The 18,140-nt window shown below is 48.4% G+C and carries 17 protein-coding genes, 2 tRNA genes, 1 rRNA gene and 1 other RNA gene; 12 read left to right on the top strand and 9 right to left on the bottom strand.

Going from position 1 to position 18,140, the window contains the following annotated elements; genetic code table 11:
• From D7V92_RS09740 to D7V92_RS09715, 5 genes are all read right to left on the bottom strand, one after another.
• Nucleotides 1–63: ribosomal RNA gene (locus D7V92_RS09740) — 16S ribosomal RNA — on the bottom strand; the annotation flags it as partial.
• An 897-nt stretch (nucleotides 64–960) separates the two neighbouring features.
• The gene (locus tag D7V92_RS09730) at nucleotides 961–2,538 is read right to left on the bottom strand and encodes a sulfatase (protein ID WP_121772781.1); all 1,578 of its coding nucleotides are present in this window, start codon (nucleotides 2,536–2,538) and stop codon (nucleotides 961–963) included.
• A gap of 78 nt (nucleotides 2,539–2,616) precedes the next feature.
• A complete protein-coding gene (locus tag D7V92_RS09725; RefSeq protein WP_121772780.1) occupies nucleotides 2,617–4,089 on the bottom strand; it encodes a glycoside hydrolase family 125 protein in 1,473 nt (490 codons plus the stop codon).
• Nucleotides 4,090–4,197: 108 nt separating this feature from the next.
• On the bottom strand, nucleotides 4,198–5,058 hold the full coding sequence (locus tag D7V92_RS09720) for an RNA polymerase sigma factor RpoD/SigA (protein WP_005641668.1): 861 nt from the start codon (nucleotides 5,056–5,058) through the stop codon (nucleotides 4,198–4,200).
• A gap of 139 nt (nucleotides 5,059–5,197) precedes the next feature.
• The gene (locus D7V92_RS09715; RefSeq protein ID WP_005862015.1) at nucleotides 5,198–6,721 is read right to left on the bottom strand and encodes a Do family serine endopeptidase; all 1,524 of its coding nucleotides are present in this window, start codon (nucleotides 6,719–6,721) and stop codon (nucleotides 5,198–5,200) included.
• A gap of 406 nt (nucleotides 6,722–7,127) precedes the next feature.
• Here D7V92_RS09715 and rnpB point away from each other — a divergent pair.
• The 3 genes from rnpB (at nucleotide 7,128) to D7V92_RS09700 (ending at nucleotide 10,263) form a co-directional block, all read left to right on the top strand.
• Nucleotides 7,128–7,482, top strand: an RNA gene (gene rnpB, locus D7V92_RS09710) — RNase P RNA component class A.
• Between the two features lie 29 nt (nucleotides 7,483–7,511).
• Nucleotides 7,512–8,882, top strand: coding sequence for a YihY/virulence factor BrkB family protein (locus tag D7V92_RS09705; protein WP_005862013.1), 1,371 nt, complete (start codon nucleotides 7,512–7,514; stop codon nucleotides 8,880–8,882).
• 25 nt (nucleotides 8,883–8,907) lie between these two features.
• A complete protein-coding gene (locus D7V92_RS09700; RefSeq protein WP_008780858.1) occupies nucleotides 8,908–10,263 on the top strand; it encodes an MATE family efflux transporter in 1,356 nt (451 codons plus the stop codon).
• Between the two features lie 97 nt (nucleotides 10,264–10,360).
• Here D7V92_RS09700 and D7V92_RS09695 read toward each other — a convergent pair.
• The 3 genes from D7V92_RS09695 to D7V92_RS09685 form a co-directional block, all read right to left on the bottom strand.
• A tRNA-Met gene (locus D7V92_RS09695) sits at nucleotides 10,361–10,432 on the bottom strand.
• Between the two features lie 146 nt (nucleotides 10,433–10,578).
• Nucleotides 10,579–10,896, bottom strand: a complete 318-nt coding sequence (locus D7V92_RS09690) for a chaperone modulator CbpM (protein WP_005862009.1) — start codon at nucleotides 10,894–10,896, stop codon at nucleotides 10,579–10,581.
• A 13-nt stretch (nucleotides 10,897–10,909) separates the two neighbouring features.
• The gene (locus D7V92_RS09685; RefSeq protein ID WP_121772779.1) at nucleotides 10,910–11,824 is read right to left on the bottom strand and encodes a DnaJ C-terminal domain-containing protein; all 915 of its coding nucleotides are present in this window, start codon (nucleotides 11,822–11,824) and stop codon (nucleotides 10,910–10,912) included.
• A gap of 477 nt (nucleotides 11,825–12,301) precedes the next feature.
• Here D7V92_RS09685 and D7V92_RS09680 point away from each other — a divergent pair, with 477 nt between their 5' ends.
• Nucleotides 12,302–12,508: a hypothetical protein gene (locus D7V92_RS09680; protein ID WP_121735230.1), complete on the top strand. Its 207-nt coding sequence runs from the start codon at nucleotides 12,302–12,304 to the stop codon at nucleotides 12,506–12,508.
• Between the two features lie 377 nt (nucleotides 12,509–12,885).
• Here the strand turns inward: D7V92_RS09680 and D7V92_RS09675 are convergent, their stop codons facing one another.
• Entirely contained in the window at nucleotides 12,886–13,413 is a 528-nt protein-coding gene (locus D7V92_RS09675; protein ID WP_121735231.1) for a hypothetical protein, read from the bottom strand.
• Nucleotides 13,414–13,530: 117 nt separating this feature from the next.
• Here D7V92_RS09675 and D7V92_RS09670 point away from each other — a divergent pair, with 117 nt between their 5' ends.
• The 8 genes from D7V92_RS09670 to D7V92_RS09630 all read left to right on the top strand — a co-directional run bounded on the left by D7V92_RS09670 (nucleotide 13,531) and on the right by D7V92_RS09630 (nucleotide 18,129).
• The gene (locus D7V92_RS09670; RefSeq protein ID WP_121735232.1) at nucleotides 13,531–13,737 is read left to right on the top strand and encodes a hypothetical protein; all 207 of its coding nucleotides are present in this window, start codon (nucleotides 13,531–13,533) and stop codon (nucleotides 13,735–13,737) included.
• Nucleotides 13,738–13,743: 6 nt separating this feature from the next.
• Nucleotides 13,744–13,959, top strand: a complete 216-nt coding sequence (locus D7V92_RS09665) for a DNA-directed RNA polymerase subunit beta (RefSeq protein WP_121735233.1) — start codon at nucleotides 13,744–13,746, stop codon at nucleotides 13,957–13,959.
• Nucleotides 13,960–13,978: 19 nt separating this feature from the next.
• Entirely contained in the window at nucleotides 13,979–14,371 is a 393-nt protein-coding gene (locus D7V92_RS09660; RefSeq protein ID WP_121735234.1) for a hypothetical protein, read from the top strand.
• A gap of 34 nt (nucleotides 14,372–14,405) precedes the next feature.
• Nucleotides 14,406–14,486, top strand: a tRNA-OTHER gene (locus tag D7V92_RS09655).
• Nucleotides 14,487–14,513: 27 nt separating this feature from the next.
• A complete protein-coding gene (locus D7V92_RS09650) occupies nucleotides 14,514–14,726 on the top strand; it encodes a hypothetical protein (RefSeq protein ID WP_121735235.1) in 213 nt (70 codons plus the stop codon).
• A gap of 197 nt (nucleotides 14,727–14,923) precedes the next feature.
• Nucleotides 14,924–15,148, top strand: a complete 225-nt coding sequence (locus D7V92_RS09640) for a hypothetical protein (protein WP_121735236.1) — start codon at nucleotides 14,924–14,926, stop codon at nucleotides 15,146–15,148.
• Nucleotides 15,149–15,166: 18 nt separating this feature from the next.
• Nucleotides 15,167–17,230, top strand: a complete 2,064-nt coding sequence (locus tag D7V92_RS09635; protein ID WP_121772778.1) for a DDE-type integrase/transposase/recombinase — start codon at nucleotides 15,167–15,169, stop codon at nucleotides 17,228–17,230.
• A gap of 26 nt (nucleotides 17,231–17,256) precedes the next feature.
• Nucleotides 17,257–18,129 (top strand): ATP-binding protein, encoded by an 873-nt coding sequence (locus D7V92_RS09630; RefSeq protein ID WP_121735238.1) that lies wholly within the window; start codon nucleotides 17,257–17,259, stop codon nucleotides 18,127–18,129.
• Nucleotides 18,130–18,140: the final 11 nt, after the last annotated feature.

The raw sequence follows: 18,140 nt of genomic DNA, 5'->3' as shown, positions 1-18,140 counted from the left end.
GACTTGCATGTGTTAAGCCTGTCGCTAGCGTTCATCCTGAGCCAGGATCAAACTCTTCGTTGTTTAAATTGTTTTATCATATCCTCGCTCCGGAATCCGTTATTGTAGTCCAAAGTCATACTCTATTGACGGTATCGATCCGGAAAATTTCTTTTCCTAATACTTGTACTACTTGTTGAATTATGTAAATCTCTCAAAGAACTCTTTTGTCGCTTTCGTTTTGCGAACGTGGATGCAAAGATAAGTGTTTTTCTTTTAAACTTCCAAATTATTCCGGAACTTTTTTCAAGAAAAATTTGTTTCATTATTTCGGTATCGCCGTTCTCTCTCGAATGCGGGTGCAAAAGTAGCGCTATAAAACATAACCTCCAAACATTTTCGGCATTATTTTTCAAGTTTTTTCTCATGGCTCAACAATCCTTACTTTTAATGTACGCACACGATAAAGGCACATATATTTATCTGTACTGATGTTGACAATATCTGGATGGGCATAGAAATAGGTTTCAAGTTTCAAGGTTTCATGAAACCTTTTCCTCACACACGCACAAGTACATATAATACAGTTCCTCATGATCGCTCCGTCCGCCTCGGGTAAAGACATCATGTCGTGGCTACGCAAGTTCTTCGAGGCTATCCATCCCGCATAACAAACATAAAGGGATTTATTTGAAACCTATATAATGTACGCATCGTGTGTGTGAAGAAAAAGGTTTCATGAAACCTTGAAACTTGAAACCTGCCTATAGTCATTTTTTAATTCGATACACGCATAAGCAAAGAAGAGCCATACGATAGACTTAATTCCTTCGAGCCAATGACTTAAATCAAAGAGCGCAAAGAGCTAAGTCATCAAGCGCAAAGACTCAACTTCTCATCCCCCAAGTTCCAAGTCCTTTATGCACCTTAATCCACAACTAATTAAAAAATCTGATAACAGAACACGAATGTCCGCTCTCATCAGTCCGACACATTGAAGCGTATTCCCACAGGGTCATCATATTGTTTTTGCAGCTTATAAAGCTCGTCTCGCATGCGTTTCGTCACTGCCTCGTAACTGGGCTTACCGTAAAGGTTATTCATCTCGTGGGGATCTTCTTGGAGGTCGTAAAGCTCCCATACATCGATGTCGTTGTAGAAATGGATCAATTTATAACGATCGTCACGTACGCCGTAATGACGCTTCACGGAATGCTCGGCGGGATACTCGTAGTAATGATAGTAAAGGGAGTTACGCCAGTTCTCCGGCCGCTCGCCTTTCAGTAAGGGAAGCAAGGACTCGCCTTGGATGTCGGCTGGGATGGGGGCTCCGGCCAGTTCCAAAAAAGTGGGAGCGTAATCAATATTCTGCACGAGCTGCGGGATATCACCCTTCTTGCCACCCGGCAGACGCATCAGCAACGGGGTGCGGAAGGATTCCTCATACATGAAGCGCTTGTCGAACCAGCCATGCTCGCCCATGTAGAAGCCTTGGTCGGAGGTGTAGACGATCAACGTGTTATCCAGCAAATCGTTCTTCTCCAGATAATCGAGCACGATACCGATGTTCCGATCCACGGAATGGATCACCCGAAGGTAATCGTGCATATAACGCTGGTATTTCCACTCGGCCAGCTCCTTACCCGTGCGTTTCTTCGCCTTGAAGTCTTGGATGATCGGATCGTAATAGGCGTCCCAAGCGGCTTTCTGGTCCGGATTCATGCGGTTATAAAGCTCACGGCCGTACTTCTCCAGATCGGCGTTGGAGGAATGGATCTCGTTCTCCTTATCGGCCATTTTCAAGTCGTATACGATATCCATATCCTTGATGATGCTCATCTCCTGCTCCGAGGCGGCGATGCGGCCGGCGTAATCGTCGTAGAAGTTCTCGGGCAGCGGGAAGGTCACATCGTCGTAAAGACGCAGGTCGCAGGTATCGGGCATCCAAGTACGGTGCGGAGCCTTATGGTGCAGCAGGAGGCAGAAAGGCTTGCTCTTGTCTCGTTTATTGTCCAGCCAATCAAGAGCCAGATCGGTCGTGATGTTCGTGGCGTACCCTTCGATCTGACGCTTCTCGCCGTTATCGATGAAGATGGGGTTATAGTAATCGCCTTGGCCTACGAGGATGTTCCAGTAATCGAAACCGGTGGGATCGGAGGTGAGGTGCCATTTGCCGATCATGGCGGTTTGGTAACCAGCTTTACGCAATAGCTTCGGGAAGGTCTGCTGCGAGCCGTCGAAGGTATGGGCGTTATCGATGAAGCCGTTCTTGTGGCTGTGCTTGCCGGTCAGCATGCAGGCACGGCTGGGGCCACTGATGGAGTTGGCTACGAAGCTATTGGTGAAACGTACGCCCTCGTTTGCGATGCGGTCGATGTTGGGGGTTTGGATGTATCGCTTGTCGTAGGCGCTGATGGTTTGGAAGGAGTGATCGTCCGTCATGATGTAAAGGATATTCATGGGCTTGGCGGGCTGCCCGGACGTATTCTCTTTTTGGCTACAGGAGGTGGAGGCTATCGCCGCCAGACCTGTCAAGATGAATAGTTGATTTGTTTTCATGTATTCCGTCTAGATTTATGTGAGGATGAGACGGGGCACGCCCCGTCTCTACAATTGATGATATTAACCTTGGTGATATTAGCCGAGGAGGTCTTTCAGCTTGCCTTCGGATTGCAGCTTCACGATCAACTCGCCAAACAGAGTATTCGTCCAAGCGAACCACGAGCGGGTGTAATCGGAAGGATTGTCCTTATGGAAAGACTCGTGCATGAAGCCCGTGCCTCCGTCCGTATCACGAAGCGTCTCTATGCAATACCGGATCTCCTTCTCGTCGTTGGAAGTCGTAGCACGCATGATCAAGCTCATCGGCCAGATATAGTTGAAACCGATATGCGGACCGCCGATGCCCTCGCCGGCCTTTCCCTTGAAGAAGTAAGGATTGGAAGGACTCAGCACCAAGCGGCGGGTATTCTGGTAAACCGGGTCGTTCACGTCCACGCAACCCAAGAACGGCAAAGCCAGCAAACTCGGTACGTTAGCGTCGTCCATGAATACCTGTCCACCATAACCATCCACCTCGAAGGCGTATACCTTACCGAATTCCGGATGCTCCACGATAGCGTATTTCTTCACGGCCTCCTCTACCTCACCCGCCAACGCCTCGCAACGACCGGCCAAATCCGTGTTGTTTCTTACGGCACGAAGAATCTCAGCCACCTGACGAAGCGAGGTGATAGCGAACAAGTTCGATGGTACCAAGAAGCCGAACAGCGTAGCGTCGTCGGAAGGACGGAAAGAAGAGACGATTAGGCCCACCGGGTTCACCGGGCTACCCCAACCATCGTTCAAGAGGGTATCGCCTTGGCGGTCCGTCACACGGGAGAAACAGTACGGCCCGAGGCTATCCTTGCGCTGTTGCTCACGGAAGGTACGGTAAACGGCCTCCATCGCCTGCTCCCATTTGCTGTCGAATACGGAGGTATCGCCTACTTCCTTCCAATAATGATACGCCAAGCGGATCGGGTAGCAAAGCGAGTCGATCTCCCATTTACGCTCGTGAAGCTCTTTCTTCATCTCCGTACGGTCGCTCTCCCACTCGCTCCCGGTAGGGCCTTCGTTGAAGCCATTAGCGTAGGGATCGATCAGGATGCAGGCGGTCTGGCGATTGATAGCACCAACCAGCATCTGCCGCAAGTCCTTATCCTTCTTCGCCAAGGTGACGAAGGGGTAAACCTGCGCCGAGGAGTCACGCAACCACATGGCGTGGATATCGCCGGTGATCACGAACGTATCCGGCTTGCCGTCTACCATCTTGAACTCGCAGGTCGTATCCAAGGTGTTCGGGTAACAGTTCTCGAACATCCAAGCCAGCTTCGGGTCCTTGATACGAGCCTTGGAAGCCTTCAGCTGCTCCTCTACCGCCTTGGAGGTAAACTTACGGGCCTCGGGAGCCGGGCGCTTGCTGGCGTAATCGCCGGTCACCTTAGAGGCGATCGTGCTAAAACTCTTTTTATTGTCGGGCGTACTCACGGCGGAGTATACCTTCTCGCCAACCAACAGGCCGGCCAAGGAAATAGATCCTGTTTTCAAGAAATTACGTCTTGTAGTCATTTATATAGTTTTTATGGTATTATATTCCAGTGGCAAAGTTAAGAAAAAAAATAAAGGCTCCCAATCCTTTTCGGACCGGAGCCTTCGCCAACTCAATAATTCCTTAAATTAGCCTAAATACGATTTGAGGAGCTTGCTACGAGTTCCTTGTCTTAATCTTCTGATTGCTTTTTCCTTGATCTGGCGGACACGCTCTCTAGTGAGGCCAAATTTGTCGCCAATCTCTTCCAATGTCATTTCCTGACAGCCAATACCGAAAAACATCTTGATTATCTCACATTCTCTTTCGGTCAGTGTAGCAAGCGCTCTATCAATTTCCTTAGCCAATGACTCGTTCATTAACGACCGGTCCGCGATAGGAGCGTCATCGTTCACAAGCACATCCAAAAGACTGTTGTCTTCGCCTTCCACGAACGGGGCATCCACGGAAATATGACGTCCGGACACCTTCAAGGTATCGGAAATCTTATCCACCGGGATATCCAACTCATCAGCAAGTTCCTCTGGAGACGGTCTGCGCTCGTTTTCCTGCTCGAACTTGGAGAAGGCCTTGCTGATCTTGTTCAGCGAGCCTACTTGGTTCAACGGAAGACGCACGATTCTTGACTGCTCTGCCAAAGCTTGCAGAATAGATTGGCGAATCCACCATACAGCATAGGAAATAAACTTGAAACCTCTCGTCTCATCGAATTTCTCAGCAGCCTTGATCAAGCCTAAGTTACCCTCATTAATAAGGTCGGGCAAACTCAAACCTTGGTTCTGATATTGCTTAGCCACAGAAACGACGAAACGGAGATTCGCACGGGTCAATTTCTCTAACGCCCTACGGTCTCCTCTTTTGATAGCCTGTGCCAATTCCACTTCCTCTTCTACCGTGATAAGATCTTCTCGACCAATCTCTTGAAGATATTTATCCAGCGAAGCGCTTTCGCGGTTGGTAATGGACTTTGTGATCTTTAATTGTCTCATTCAATTTGTTTAATTGAGAATACGGGGTGCAAAGATAACCATTTTTGTTGAAAGAATTGGCTGGATGCACCCCACATCCAGCCAATTAAAAACCTTTAACAATCTTTTCACACCTATAAGACTACAGTCCTTGTTTATCTTATTCGGCAAGATCTATCGCATAGTACTTCGTACGTCCGTTCGGGTAGAAGCCTTTAATGAAGAGGCCTTGATCTTCCGTACGTCCTTGAAGTATGCTTTCCACAATCTTTTCCAAGTCTTCCGGAGCAGAGATCTTCTGGTTGTTTACAATCATGATAATGAAGCCTTTCTTTATACCGGCGTCTTTCAGCTTGCCGCTGGTCAGACCGGTGACCTCGATACCATAACTTACACCTAACTTACGTTTCTGCTCGTCGTTCAAAGCCTTGAACGCTGCGCCCATAACCTCTGCGCTGTCGCCACCCTTCACGACCTTGGTGCTACCTTGCGCATTACGGAGTTCTACCGTGAATTTCTTCGTGCTACCGTTGCGGTTGATCGTCAACTCTACCTTGTCGCCCGGACGGTATTTGCTGATCTGCTCTTGCAAAGCGCTAGACGATTTGATCTTCACGCCGTTCACGGCTACAATCACGTCACCCTTCTCGATTCCGGCTTCCTTAGCGGAGCTGCGCTCGGCGAAACCACCTACGTAAGCGCCCTCGAATACTTTCACTTTCTCTTTCTCAGCGTCGGGCACGTATTGCGGGTCTTGTATCAATACGCCTAATACGGCACGCTGCACGGTTCCGAATTGCTTCAAGTCGTTAGCCACCTTGCCGGCGATGCTGATGGGCACGGCGAAAGAGTATCCGGCGAAGTTACCGGTCTCGGAGTAGATAGCGGTATTGATACCGACTAACTCGCCTTTCGTGTTCACTAGTGCCCCACCACTGTTACCCGGGTTCACGGCGGCGTCTGTCTGTATAAACGACTCGATCTTGCTACGATCCTTGCCACCGGCGCCGATGTTGCCACGGCTCTTAGCGCTCACGATACCTGCCGTAACGGTAGAGGTCAAGTTAAACGGGTTACCTACCGCCAACACCCACTCACCTACTTTCAACTTCTCAGAATCACCAAAGGGGATCGTAGGTAAGTCGGTTGCCTCAATCTTGATCAAGGCGATATCTGTTGTCGGATCAGCCCCTATAATCTTTGCCGGGAATTTCCGGTTATCGTTTAAGGTAACCTCCAGCTCGTCGGCTCCGTCGATCACGTGGTTGTTCGTGATGATATAACCATCCGTAGAGATAATGACACCCGAGCCAGCGCCCACACGAGGTTGCTGTTGCGGACGTTGGAACCCTCCACGGCCACCGAAGCCGAAGAAATACTCGAACGGGTCCATATACTGCTGACCGCCGTCCCCGTTAGAGGCTTGCGCGTTAGCCGTGGCCTTGATATGGACAACCCCGTGGATGGCGCTCTCGGCAGCCGTAGTGAAATCGATATTCTCGGCGGCCACGGTTCCATAATTCGTCAATCGGTACGGTTGCTTGAAGGTATTCTCAACTCCGGAGGCCAACTCCGCCGGACGTTGATTCTTATTCATCAGGTAAGTACTCGTTCCGATCGCGGCACCAGAACTAATGGCTGCTATCAGAGCAACACCAAGCACATTCTTCCAGATATTTTTCATACTTTTCTTATTTAATTAAACACTTAAATTTAACAGTTTCTTTACGGCAAAGAAAACTCAAAAATTGTGCGGATATTCCATTTCCATCGTATTTTTTATCACTTTTAACGAGGCATCACAGGGGCTTAACCGCACTTAACAGTACTGTGTATTGCAAAGTACCTTTTTAACAATTAAACAGCAGACGAATTGACAGTTGACACGCGATAACTGACAGTCGGCAATCGATAAATGACAGTCGGTTACTGGCAATCTAGAATCTCTGTTCGTATAAAAAACACCTAGGAGACAGAATATGTTTACGGCTGAAAAAGAAAATGTTATCCTATCTCTCCTATGCGTCTACAAAATAATTGTCAACCGCCGACCGTCAACTGTCAACTAAAATACCTATCTTTGTCCTATCGCAGTCTGCTGGTCTGTCGCTCACCTTCGGGTGTGAGGAAAGTCCGGGCAACACAGAGCACCATACTTCTTAACGGGAAGCTGTCCGTGAGGGTAGAGTAACGTAACAGAGAATAACCGCCGGACTCGTCCGGTAAGGGTGAAAAGGTGAGGTAAGAGCTCACCGGGTCCCGTAGCGATACGGGATGCCGTACGTCTTATGGGTTGTAAGGTCATGTATACCGGCGCATGTAGGATGGCTCGTCCGATGCCGGGGGGTAGACCGCTAAAGCTTACCGGCGACGGTAAGACAAGATAAATGGCAGGCACCTCTTTCCAAAGAGGTACAGGACCCGGCTTATAGGCAGACTGCTTTTTTTATTTGCCAATTAAATCATGTGCCGATATGCCCAAAAACAAGCCACGGGAAGAAAAGAAACCTATTGGAGAACGGATCAGCGCATTATTAGCACGAACCATCCGTTTCGTAACCTACGACATTTGGCGGATTACCGAGAATGAAGTTAGTGGGCTGAAGGAGATTTATATCAATATCATCAAGACGGTTATACTCGCCGTGCGGGGTTTCCAGAGCGAGAACCTGCAAACCAAGGCGTCGGCGCTTACCTACAGCACCTTGTTATCTATCGTACCTTTGCTGGCCGTATTATTAGGTATAGCTAAGGGCTTCGGTTTCCAAGGGACGGTACGGCAGGAGTTGTTCGATTATTTCCCCGGGCACGAGATGGAGCTGAACAAGGCGTTCGAGTTCGTGGAGAGCTATCTGGCGCAGGCGCAGGGGGGAGTGATCATCGGGGTCGGTTTGATTTTATTGTTTTATACGGTGATCAACTTGATCTCGTCCGTGGAGGATACGTTCAACGACATCTGGCAGATCCAGAAATCCCGTCCGTGGTACCGGAAGATATCCGATTATCTGGCCTTATTCCTCGTGCTGCCGGTGCTGATGACGGCATCCAGCGGTTTGTCCATCTTCATGTCTACCTTGCAGAACTCGTTCTTGGGGCAATACTTGTTTTTTACGCCACTCGTAGAGCTGTTCTTGCATATAGCGCCTTATATTATCACGACATTGGCTTTCACGGGGCTGTACGTCTCCCTGCCGAATACGAAAGTAAGGTTCGTGAACGGGTTGGTGGCAGGCTTTATCGCTGGTTGCGCCTTCCAGTTGTTCCAATTTATTTATATCAGTGGGCAGATTTGGGTGAGCAAGTACAACGCTATTTACGGTAGTTTTGCCGCACTGCCTTTGTTGTTGCTTTGGTTGCAGCTTTCTTGGTTGATTTGCTTGTTTGGCGCAGAGCTGTCGTACGCCTCCCAGAACGTGAAGAAATTCAGCTTTGAGAGGGACAGCAAAAGTATCAGCCGCCGGTACAAGGATTTCTTGACCTTGCTGATCGCCTCGCTGATCGTCAAACGGTTCGTGAAAGGCGAGAAACCCTATACGGCCGACGAGCTATCCGACGCTTACCGCATCCCTATCCGCATAACGACACAGATCTTATACCTGCTCACGGAGTTGAACATCATCATCGAGGTGAACTACGGGAATGACGACCGTGTGGCATACTACCAGCCGGCGATCGATGTCAATAAGATCACGGTCAGCTACCTGCTGACCCGCATGGACGAGTATGGCTCCGAGAACTTTAAGATTGACACGAGCAAGCTTTTCAGCAAGGAATGGAAAGCCCTGCTGAAGACACGTGAGGATATGATAAAGGCAAACGACAATATCCTGCTGAAAGACCTATAGGGAATTGAAAATTGAGAATTGAGAATTGAGAATTAATACAGGAAATAGGGATTTGACGAGTGGGGCGGTATGGAAGGTGATCCTGCGTTTCGCTTTCCCTTTGCTGATCGGCAATCTGCTGCAACAACTCTATAACGTGACCGACAGCGTCATCGTCGGGCAGTTTCTGGGGAAAGAGTCGCTGGCGGCGGTATCGGCTTCCTTCTTCATCTATTACTTTATTATCTCGCTGGTGATCGGTATCGGGAGCGGTACGTCGGTGGTGATCTCACAGTTTTTCGGGGCGAAGGAGTTCGATAAGGTGCAGAAGGCCTTCTCCTCTTTCTTTATCTTCATGTTGGTCGCAGGGGTATTGCTGTCCATAGCGGGAATTATTTTTGCCGAGCCGATGTTCAGGCTGACGAACACACCGGAGGACGTGATCCCGCAGGCGGTCGCTTATTTTAGGATTTATGTAGGGGGTACGTTCTTGTTTGTCACTTTCAATAGCATTATCTCCATATTGCGGGGTGTCGGGGAGTCCGTGCGCCCCATGCTGTTTATCCTGCTTACCACGATTTTGAATATAGCCTTGGATTTACTCTTCATTGTCGTTTTCAAATGGGGGATCGAAGGGGCGGCACGGGCTACGGTGATCGCCCAAGGGATCGGCATGTGCGTGGCCCTAGGCTACGTGAACAACACCCATCCCCTGCTCTCTATCAAGAAACAGGATTTATTGTTCGATATGGGACTGTTCAAGGAAGGGCTCCGCATCGGGCTTCCCTCCAGCGTACAGCAATGTGCCATCTCGCTCGGATTGATTGCCTTGCTGGGGATCGTGAACAGTTTCGGCACGGATACGCTCACCGCTTACGGGGCAGCGGGAAAGATCGACACGATCATCATCCAAGCGGTATTGACCCTCTCTGGGGCGCTAGCTGCTTTCTGCGGGCAAAACATCGGAGCTGGGCACTTGGACCGGGTACGTGACGGGGTACGATTCGCCATGCTTGTCAACCTATTGCTGGGTCTAGCGACCTTCACGGCCATCTATTTCTTCGGGGACAAGATGATGCTGGCTTTCACCAAGGACCCGGAGGTGATCCGGATTGGCAAGGAATATTTATTGATCATGGGAGGATTCTTTATCGTACACGGCGGCTTGAACGTCTTCAACGGGGCATTACGGGGAGCTGGCGATACCCTGTTCCCAATGGCAGTAAGCATCACTTGTCTTTGGCTGATACGCATTCCCCTCGCCTATTGGTTTAGCTCTATCTGGGGACGGAGCGGTATCTGGTGGGCCATCGGCGCCAGCCTTTGCATCGGGCTTACAATCACCTATATCTATTATAAATTGGGATTCTGGAAGAACAAAGGGCCTTTACGGAAGAAATAAGCATAGCTTATTATTCGTTTCCATCGGGGTCGCATCGCCCGATCGCTTGATTGAATAGAGAAAAAGTCCTCAAGTCAATGACTTGAGGACTTTTTAGTTGCGGAGGCAAGACTCGAACTTACGACCTTTGGGTTATGAGCCCAACGAGCTACCACTGCTCCACTCCGCGATATAGTCGCTATCATTTCTTGATTGCGAGTGCAAAGGTATATATTACATTCCAAACTTCCAAACATTTTCAAGAAATATTTTCAATTTGTTTGCGTACACCCTTCGCTATCGGGCAGTGAAGCCTTGTTAAGCAGCAATTTGACACTAGAAATTCTCGATCGTATCAAAACCGAATGGTTCATATAAATGCAGACGGTTTCTCAACGATTGTATCTCCGCCTGCAAATTCCGCATCCGGTCCAGCATATGATGAATGGCCTCGATTCCCTCGATGTTAATAGACAAGTCGTAATACATACGTGTGTATTGTTCCAGATCACGGAGCTGGGAAGAGAAGAGATACCTCTCTCCATCCGTGATATTAATGTCTATCAAACCTCCCTCTTCCAGCAAAATGATGAACGAAGGGTCTATATGGCATTTCTGGCAGTATTCACTGACAATAACTAAATCTGTTTGCATAATACACCTGTTTTTAATTTAGACTTTGTATTTCCCGGAACAAATCCTTCTGTTTCTCCGTCAAGTTGGTCGGCACCTCGATCGAGTACGTGACGATCAAGTCACCAAACTGCCCCTCCTTCTTGTAAACAGGGAATCCCTTACCTTTCAACCGGACTTTCGTATTGTTTTGCGTGCCCGGTTTTACTTTCAGTTTCACCTTGCTATCCAAGGTATCGATAATCTGCTCGCCACCCAAGACCGCCGTATAGAGGTTCAAGGGGACGGTCAGGTACAGATCGTCTCCCACCCGTTTGAAACGGCTGTCGTCCGGGATAATGAACGTGATGTACAAATCACCGGCAGGGCCTCCATTCATGCCCGGCCCGCCTTGGCCTTTCAGCTTAATGGTTTGCCCGTTGGCTACACCGGCGGGAACCGTGATACGCAGGTTCTTGCCGTTCACGGTGATCACCTGCTTATGTGTCTTGGCCGCATCCATCAAGGATAAGTGCAATTCGGCCGTGTAATCCTGTCCACGGAACCCATGATTAGAACGGCCACCGCCCCCCCGGCGGGAACCAAACATAGACTCAAAGAAATCCGAGAACTCTCCATCATCGCCGGAGGAAGACCAATACGTACCTCCACCGTTCGAGAAGCCGCCGCCAAAGCCGCCACCTTGCTGGCCGTACTGCTTCCGTTGAGCCTCGAACTCATCCGCATGTTTCCAATTCTCCCCGTACTGGTCGTATTTCTTACGCTTTTCCGGATCGCTAAGCACCTCGTTCGCCTCATTGATCTCCTGAAACTTACGATGAGCGTCGGGATCGTTCGGATTCAAGTCAGGGTGATATTGCCGAGCCAACTTCTTATAGGCTTTCTTGATATCATCCTGAGAAGCGTCCTTGTTCACCCACAAAATCTTGTAATAATCGATATAGGCCATAATCTGATATGTTTAGTCTATTTTTCTCATATAATTATATAACAATAAACATACCAAGTAAGGGGGGTAAAACGAAATGCGTAAAAACAGTATAGAGTAAAACAGGCTTGTTTTAACTGAAAAACAACAGGTTAACAATATAGTTAAAGAACTGACCAAGAAAAACGAAACGCGCAAACGGTTTAATTGAATTGAACTGCATTTTAATTTTGAATGGGGTTTGAACGGATTTCTTGAACATAAGTTTAATTGGACGGCAGATTTGGTTTAATATGGGGTCTACATGGGCGCAAATGAAGCGCACTGGGGCGTTTTGTTGGCTCGGTTGATTGTTTGTCCGCTGAAAGAATGAAGAGGCTTAAAAAGAGCCTCTTTTCTTTTGCTTTGTTGTGGATTCGATTTGTTAAATCTGTTGATAGATTATTCTATATAAGTGCTATTTAGTATATTTGCGACAAAGTAAATACTAAATGCGTTATGATAAAGGTTATCCATGTACATTTGATCTACGAGAAGAAGAACTACTATTTCGGATCGATTTCGGCCATCTTTGATGTGCTAACGGAGAAAGAGATAGGCATTACCAAAAACAGCCTTCTGCACGCTGGTATGACTGACGGGAGTTGTAAGATCACCAAACGGGCTATGATCATTCAATCGCACCTGATAAGGGCTGCTAAGTAGTTGTTTTATCAGCTTTTAATACCTGTTTGAACGGTTTTTAGGTCGAATAGCGGGTTTCCTGTCGTCTTGAACGGCTGGAAATGCCGCTTTTTTCATATTGGCTGTGCACTTGGCTGTGCGTTTGCCTGTGCATTTTAAGCAGTGCAAAAACGAAACGTGCCGTTTGGCTGTGCATTTGGCTGTGCATTATCCCACATTTTTTTATGCGATTGATGTATATAAGACGCTTTTCAGACGGTTGTTTTTGTCGTTTTTGATATTATTAGTTGGGGGAAGTTGTATTTTTCAAATATTTATTCACTCCCCTATATTTTAAGTTACTTTTTTGTCTGTTAGCTATTTACCATTTTTAGGGCAAATAGTCCGCCGAATGCGTTTTAACCTACACTGGCAATGGTGGAACCATTCGCAGCCGATACAGCATCCCCCAATTCCCTTCTGAGTTGTGTAATCGTTTGTTCTAACTTTCCTATTTCTTTCGCCTGCTCTTGTATTGTAGCAAGAAGTTTATCTACTATTTCTGGATGAACCTGTTGCTTATATTCTTCAGTTTCATTATCTTTATTATTGGATGAATGAGTGATGTGCGTATGTGTTGGCTCTACCGAACGGCTTGTTTTTGACATTGTTCCGTTTCCTGTTAATAGCCATTCCGTATTAATATCTGAAAGCATGTTTGCAATTGACAGTAAAATATCACTACTTACTTCTGGATATTCATTATTTCGTTTATCCAAATTGAATACCCGATTAAGCTTTTGAGAACTTGATAGATTTATTATTTCACTAAAGCGTTTTACACTACCTTTTGCGTAATGCTCTACTAAGATTTTCACTCTTTCATTTATTGCCGGCAAAGGCTTGCTTGAAAAAATGTTTTCTTTTTCTTCTCCTTTATTGCCCATAATTGAAAACATGTTTGTATATTTGCAGCGTGATCAAAATATGACCACGCCTCAAAGATAAGCAAAGGCGGTCATATAGACGAATTTTAGAAGTAAAACTTAAAAATGACAAAGGATATGAAGGACGAGATTAAGGAATGGCAAGTACAGAGCAACAGGTTAAAGGTTGCGAACCTGCTGATGTTGGACGGTGTGAGTTTTAGCTATAACAAAGAGAATGGCATTGTGTTTTCCGCTCCAGATTCTTACGTCAAGAAAATGATTCATACCCTGAGGAACTGCTACGGATGTGGCACGAAACCGATTATAAACGAATATAAATAAGAAACGATGAAGGCAAAAGTGATTATTGCGCAGGCGACGGCAGAAACAGTAGGATTTCTTCACGAACTGGTTAAGGGAATGGCCGAGAAAACGGCTATCAAGGCTTATCCGAGTGTGGACTATCAAGCCGTGTTTTTCCCAGTAGATAAACACGATCTGTCTTTTGTAAAGCAGGTATTGGCAGATAGGAACTTTTCTTTTAAGGTGGAAAATGCTGAATAATAACAATAAATATGAAATTATGACACAAAAAGAATTTGAAGAGAGAACAGGCATCGTGTCGACACCGGAAGATTTTGAATACATCCATGAAGTGTATATGAATACCTCAATGGATAAAGACGCATTTTGCAAAGAGTTCAAGAAGCATGGAGAAAGCCAAATTATCCGAGATATCTATATACGGGTAGTGAACTGTAATGTGAAATTGAATCGACAAAAGGAAGTTACAAATGATCTTGCCGACTTCCTGATTGGTAAAGCTCATGCGTATGAAGACACTGACTTCCGCAACCAGGCGATGAAACTGGTTGGTGAGGTGGAAGTGGTCAAGCGAACGATTGAATTAGGGCTTCCACTTTGGGACGAAGACAGGAAGTGTATTCTTTCAATGATTAACGAACAAAGCAAATAGGTTTCCGGATAACTGACAGCCCGGAAAGACGGGCGGGCGATTAGTTCAGTCAGGTAGAACAGGCGAAACTTAACCATAAAGGCCATTGTCCCCGGTTCGAATCCGGGATCGCCCACGGTGATAACATTAAACAATAAATGATATGAAAGCGATTAGAGTTTCAGTGAATTTTCGCGAATGGTCGAAAGTGGATGGCTTTTTAGGCCGGTTCAAGGGAGAAGAAGACACTTTCATCTACCAAGTGGAAAACGTGACGTTTATTGCCGTGTTTGGCGGTGAGTGCGCGATGTCTTACTTCAAGGCTGAATTGGCCAAAGCGTTTGATGAAGAAATCCTTATTGTAGAACTCAGATAATATGACGATGAAGAGACGAATCGTAGTAGAACATGGAGAAGTAAAACGGATTGCCTTGCTCATGAATTGCACTTCCGAAACTGTATCGCGTGCGCTAGCATACAAGAAAGATACCAGGTTGGCCAAAGCGATCCGGAAAATGGCTTTGCTGCGCGGAGGTTCCGAAGTGGGTGACGAACCTGTAAACAATGGAAATCATGAAAGCGGACTGGTTAAAACCGTTTAGCGGTGAGATCGCCTGGTGGCGCAGCCTTACCGGGAAAGAGAAGTTATATACCGTTTACTTTCTGCTGAGTTTTACCTTGTTGGTTGGAATGGCGGATTGTAATCCGGTATGGGTGATGTTTTTGGCCGTGTTGAATTTCGGCAACTCTGCACGGCTGGTAAAAAGAGTGCCGATCGATAAACTGGAAGATTATTAACCGGTAAAACAATCGGGAATGGAATATTACAATAAAATATTGTGCGTGACATACGAAGAACTGACATCCGGGGATGATCCGGTGATCAAGCCTAACACGCTTTACAGTAATGTCCGCCGGGGAAACATCCAATGCGTCAACCGTGGCGGCGGCGAGGGGAATCGCGCCCTGTACGTCTATTCCTCCATTTGCGACAAATACCAACAACGTTTTGTCGCCAAGTATGGCGAACCCGAAGAGATCATGAGAAGAGAGATACTGCGCGGACGTGTCCGCAAAGATGAGAAGGCGGAGGACTTCTTCGAGAAGCACCGCTATGACAAGAACGGCGAGCTGGTACCGCTTCCGGAGCCGACGATCACGGCCTATACGCTGAACGCCTCGGTGCTGAATACGCTGATCGGCGATATCGCCCGCATCCGTCCCAACCGCAACAAGCTGGGCGTATCAGGCGACTACTGGGAGGAGATAATGAAACGGAGCGAAGAGCTGCGCACAGAGTTCGGCCATACGCTGCCCGGCTGTGTCGGACGGTTGAAGGAACTGATCAAGCGGTACAGCCCCGACCATTACGAGGCGCTGATCAGCGGGAAGTATGGCAACAGGAACACGCTGAAGATTGGCGAGGAGGAAGGACGGTACATCATCGCACTGAAGCGGAGCCAGATGCCCAAATATACCGACCACCAGATCTTCGAGACCTACAACCGCACGGCCCCGGAAAGGGGCTGGAAACCGCTCAAGAGCGAACGGGGCATGAAGGGCTGGCTGAACAGCCCCCGTATCAAACCCCTGTGGCACGATGCCGTGTTCGGCGAAATGCGGACACACCAGCTCTACGACCGCAAGCACCACACGTTGCTCCCCGCCAGCCGGGATTCCCTCTGGTATGGCGACGGCACGAAACTGAACCTCTATTACCGGGACGAAAGCGGAAACAAACGCACGATCAACGTCTACGAGGTGGTGGACGCCTACAGCGAGGTGTTGCTGGGCTACCATATCAGCGAGCGGGAGGACTACATCGCCCAATACCACGCCTTCCGCATGGCGATACAGCGCAGCGGGCACAAGCCTTACGAGCTGGTGTGCGACAATCAGGGAGGCCACAAGAAGAACACGGCCAAGGGGTTCTTCTCGAAGATCAGCCGGATCCACCGGCCGACCGCCCCCTACAATGGCGAGTCGAAAACGATCGAGAACATCTTCGGCCGTTTCCAGCAACAGGTGCTCTGGACGCGCTTCGGCTACACGGGGCAGAACGTGACCGCCGTAAAGGCCACCAGCCGCCCGAACCTGGAGATCATCAACGCCAATATCGACGCGCTCCCCACGCTGGACGAACTGCACGAGATCTACGAGGCAGCCCGGGAAGAGTGGAACGAGATGAAACACCCGGCCACCGGTATCTCCCGGATCGAGATGTACGAAAACAGCGTGAACGAGGAGACCGATGCCGTCAGCGTGCGCGACATGGTCGACATGTTCTGGTACACGACCGAGAAGCCCTCGACCTTCACCTCCAGCGGCATCAAGATCACCGTGCAGAAAAAGGACTATACCTACGAGGTGTATGACGACCAGGGCAATCCGGATCTGGAATGGCGTCGCCGGAACACATTCAAGCAGTTCTATGTGCAATACGATCCGACCGACATGCGCAGCGTCCGGTTGCTCTGGATGGACAAAGGCGGAGCGTTGCGCTTCGAGCGTGTAGGGTTGCCGCCGATCTATATCCACCGCGCCCAACAGGAACAAACGGAAGAGGAAAAAGCGTTTATCCGCCAGCAGCAGGAAGCCATAGCCGGCGAACGTGTCGAACGCCAGGTCATAGCCAAGGAGATCGAATACGAACACGGTGTCGCTCCGGAACAGCACGGGCTGGTCAGCCCCGACCTGAAGGGCCTCTCCAAAGAGGCGAAAGAACAGCTCGACCGCCGTACCCGCCAATACAGCCAACCGAAGAAACGGTCGCTGCGGGTGTCATTAGGTAAAGATACCAAGGAACTGAGTAACGTCACCTGGGACCAGATTGGCAGCAACAATGAAGTAGACTTGCGCATGGTGGCATGTAAATTTTAGGAACAAAACGAATAGATCATATAAATATGGAAGTATTAAGTAACAAACAGAAAGACGCCATCCGCGAAGCACTTCGCGCCTACGTCGCCAAATACCCCAGCCAGAACAAGGCTGCGGGCAGTTTGAAAAACACATCGGTCGGCACGATCAGTTGCATCGTGAACGGCAAGTATGAAAACATTTCGGATAAGATGTTCCGTGATATCGCCGCACAGATCGGTGGCGGAAAGAACGAAACCGGTTGGCAGATCGTGGAAACGTCCGCTTACCAGGAAATAAGTTATGTGCTGGATGATGCCCAACGCTGGCGCAATGTCACCTGGGTGGTGGGCGAAGCCGGGTGCGGCAAGACAACGACAGCACGTCTCTATGCCGAAGAGCACAAGGAGGTGTTCTATATCCTTTGTTCCGAAGATATGAAAAAAGGAGACTTCGTGCGTGAGATTGCCCGAAAGGTGGGTATCAAGACGGATGGGTACAACATCCGCGAGGTGTGGAATATGATCCTTAATGACATCATCCAAATGGAAGCCCCGCTCCTGATCTTTGATGAAGCCGACAAACTGACCGATCCGGTATTCAGTTATTTCGTCAGCCTCTACAATAATTTGGAGGAAAAATGCGGTATTATATTCCTATCAACCGATTACATCATAAAACGTATCAAAAAGGGAGTGCATGGCCGCAAGCCGGGTTATAAGGAGATTGAAAGTCGCATAGGACGCAAATTCTTCGAGTTAGAGGCTACCACGCCGAACGACGTTTATTCCATCTGCGTTGCCAACGGACTGAGCGACCGGAAGAAGATCGACGAAGTGATCCGCGATGCCGAACCATGCGACTTTGACCTCCGTCGCGTGAAAAAAGCCATCCATCGTGCCAAACGGATGGGCGAGTAAACAACCGTTCG

Origin of the sequence: Parabacteroides sp. CH2-D42-20 (assembly GCF_003670185.1) — a bacterium.
GTDB lineage: Bacteria > Bacteroidota > Bacteroidia > Bacteroidales > Tannerellaceae > Parabacteroides > Parabacteroides distasonis.
This window is presented reverse-complemented; position numbering and strand designations above follow the sequence as displayed.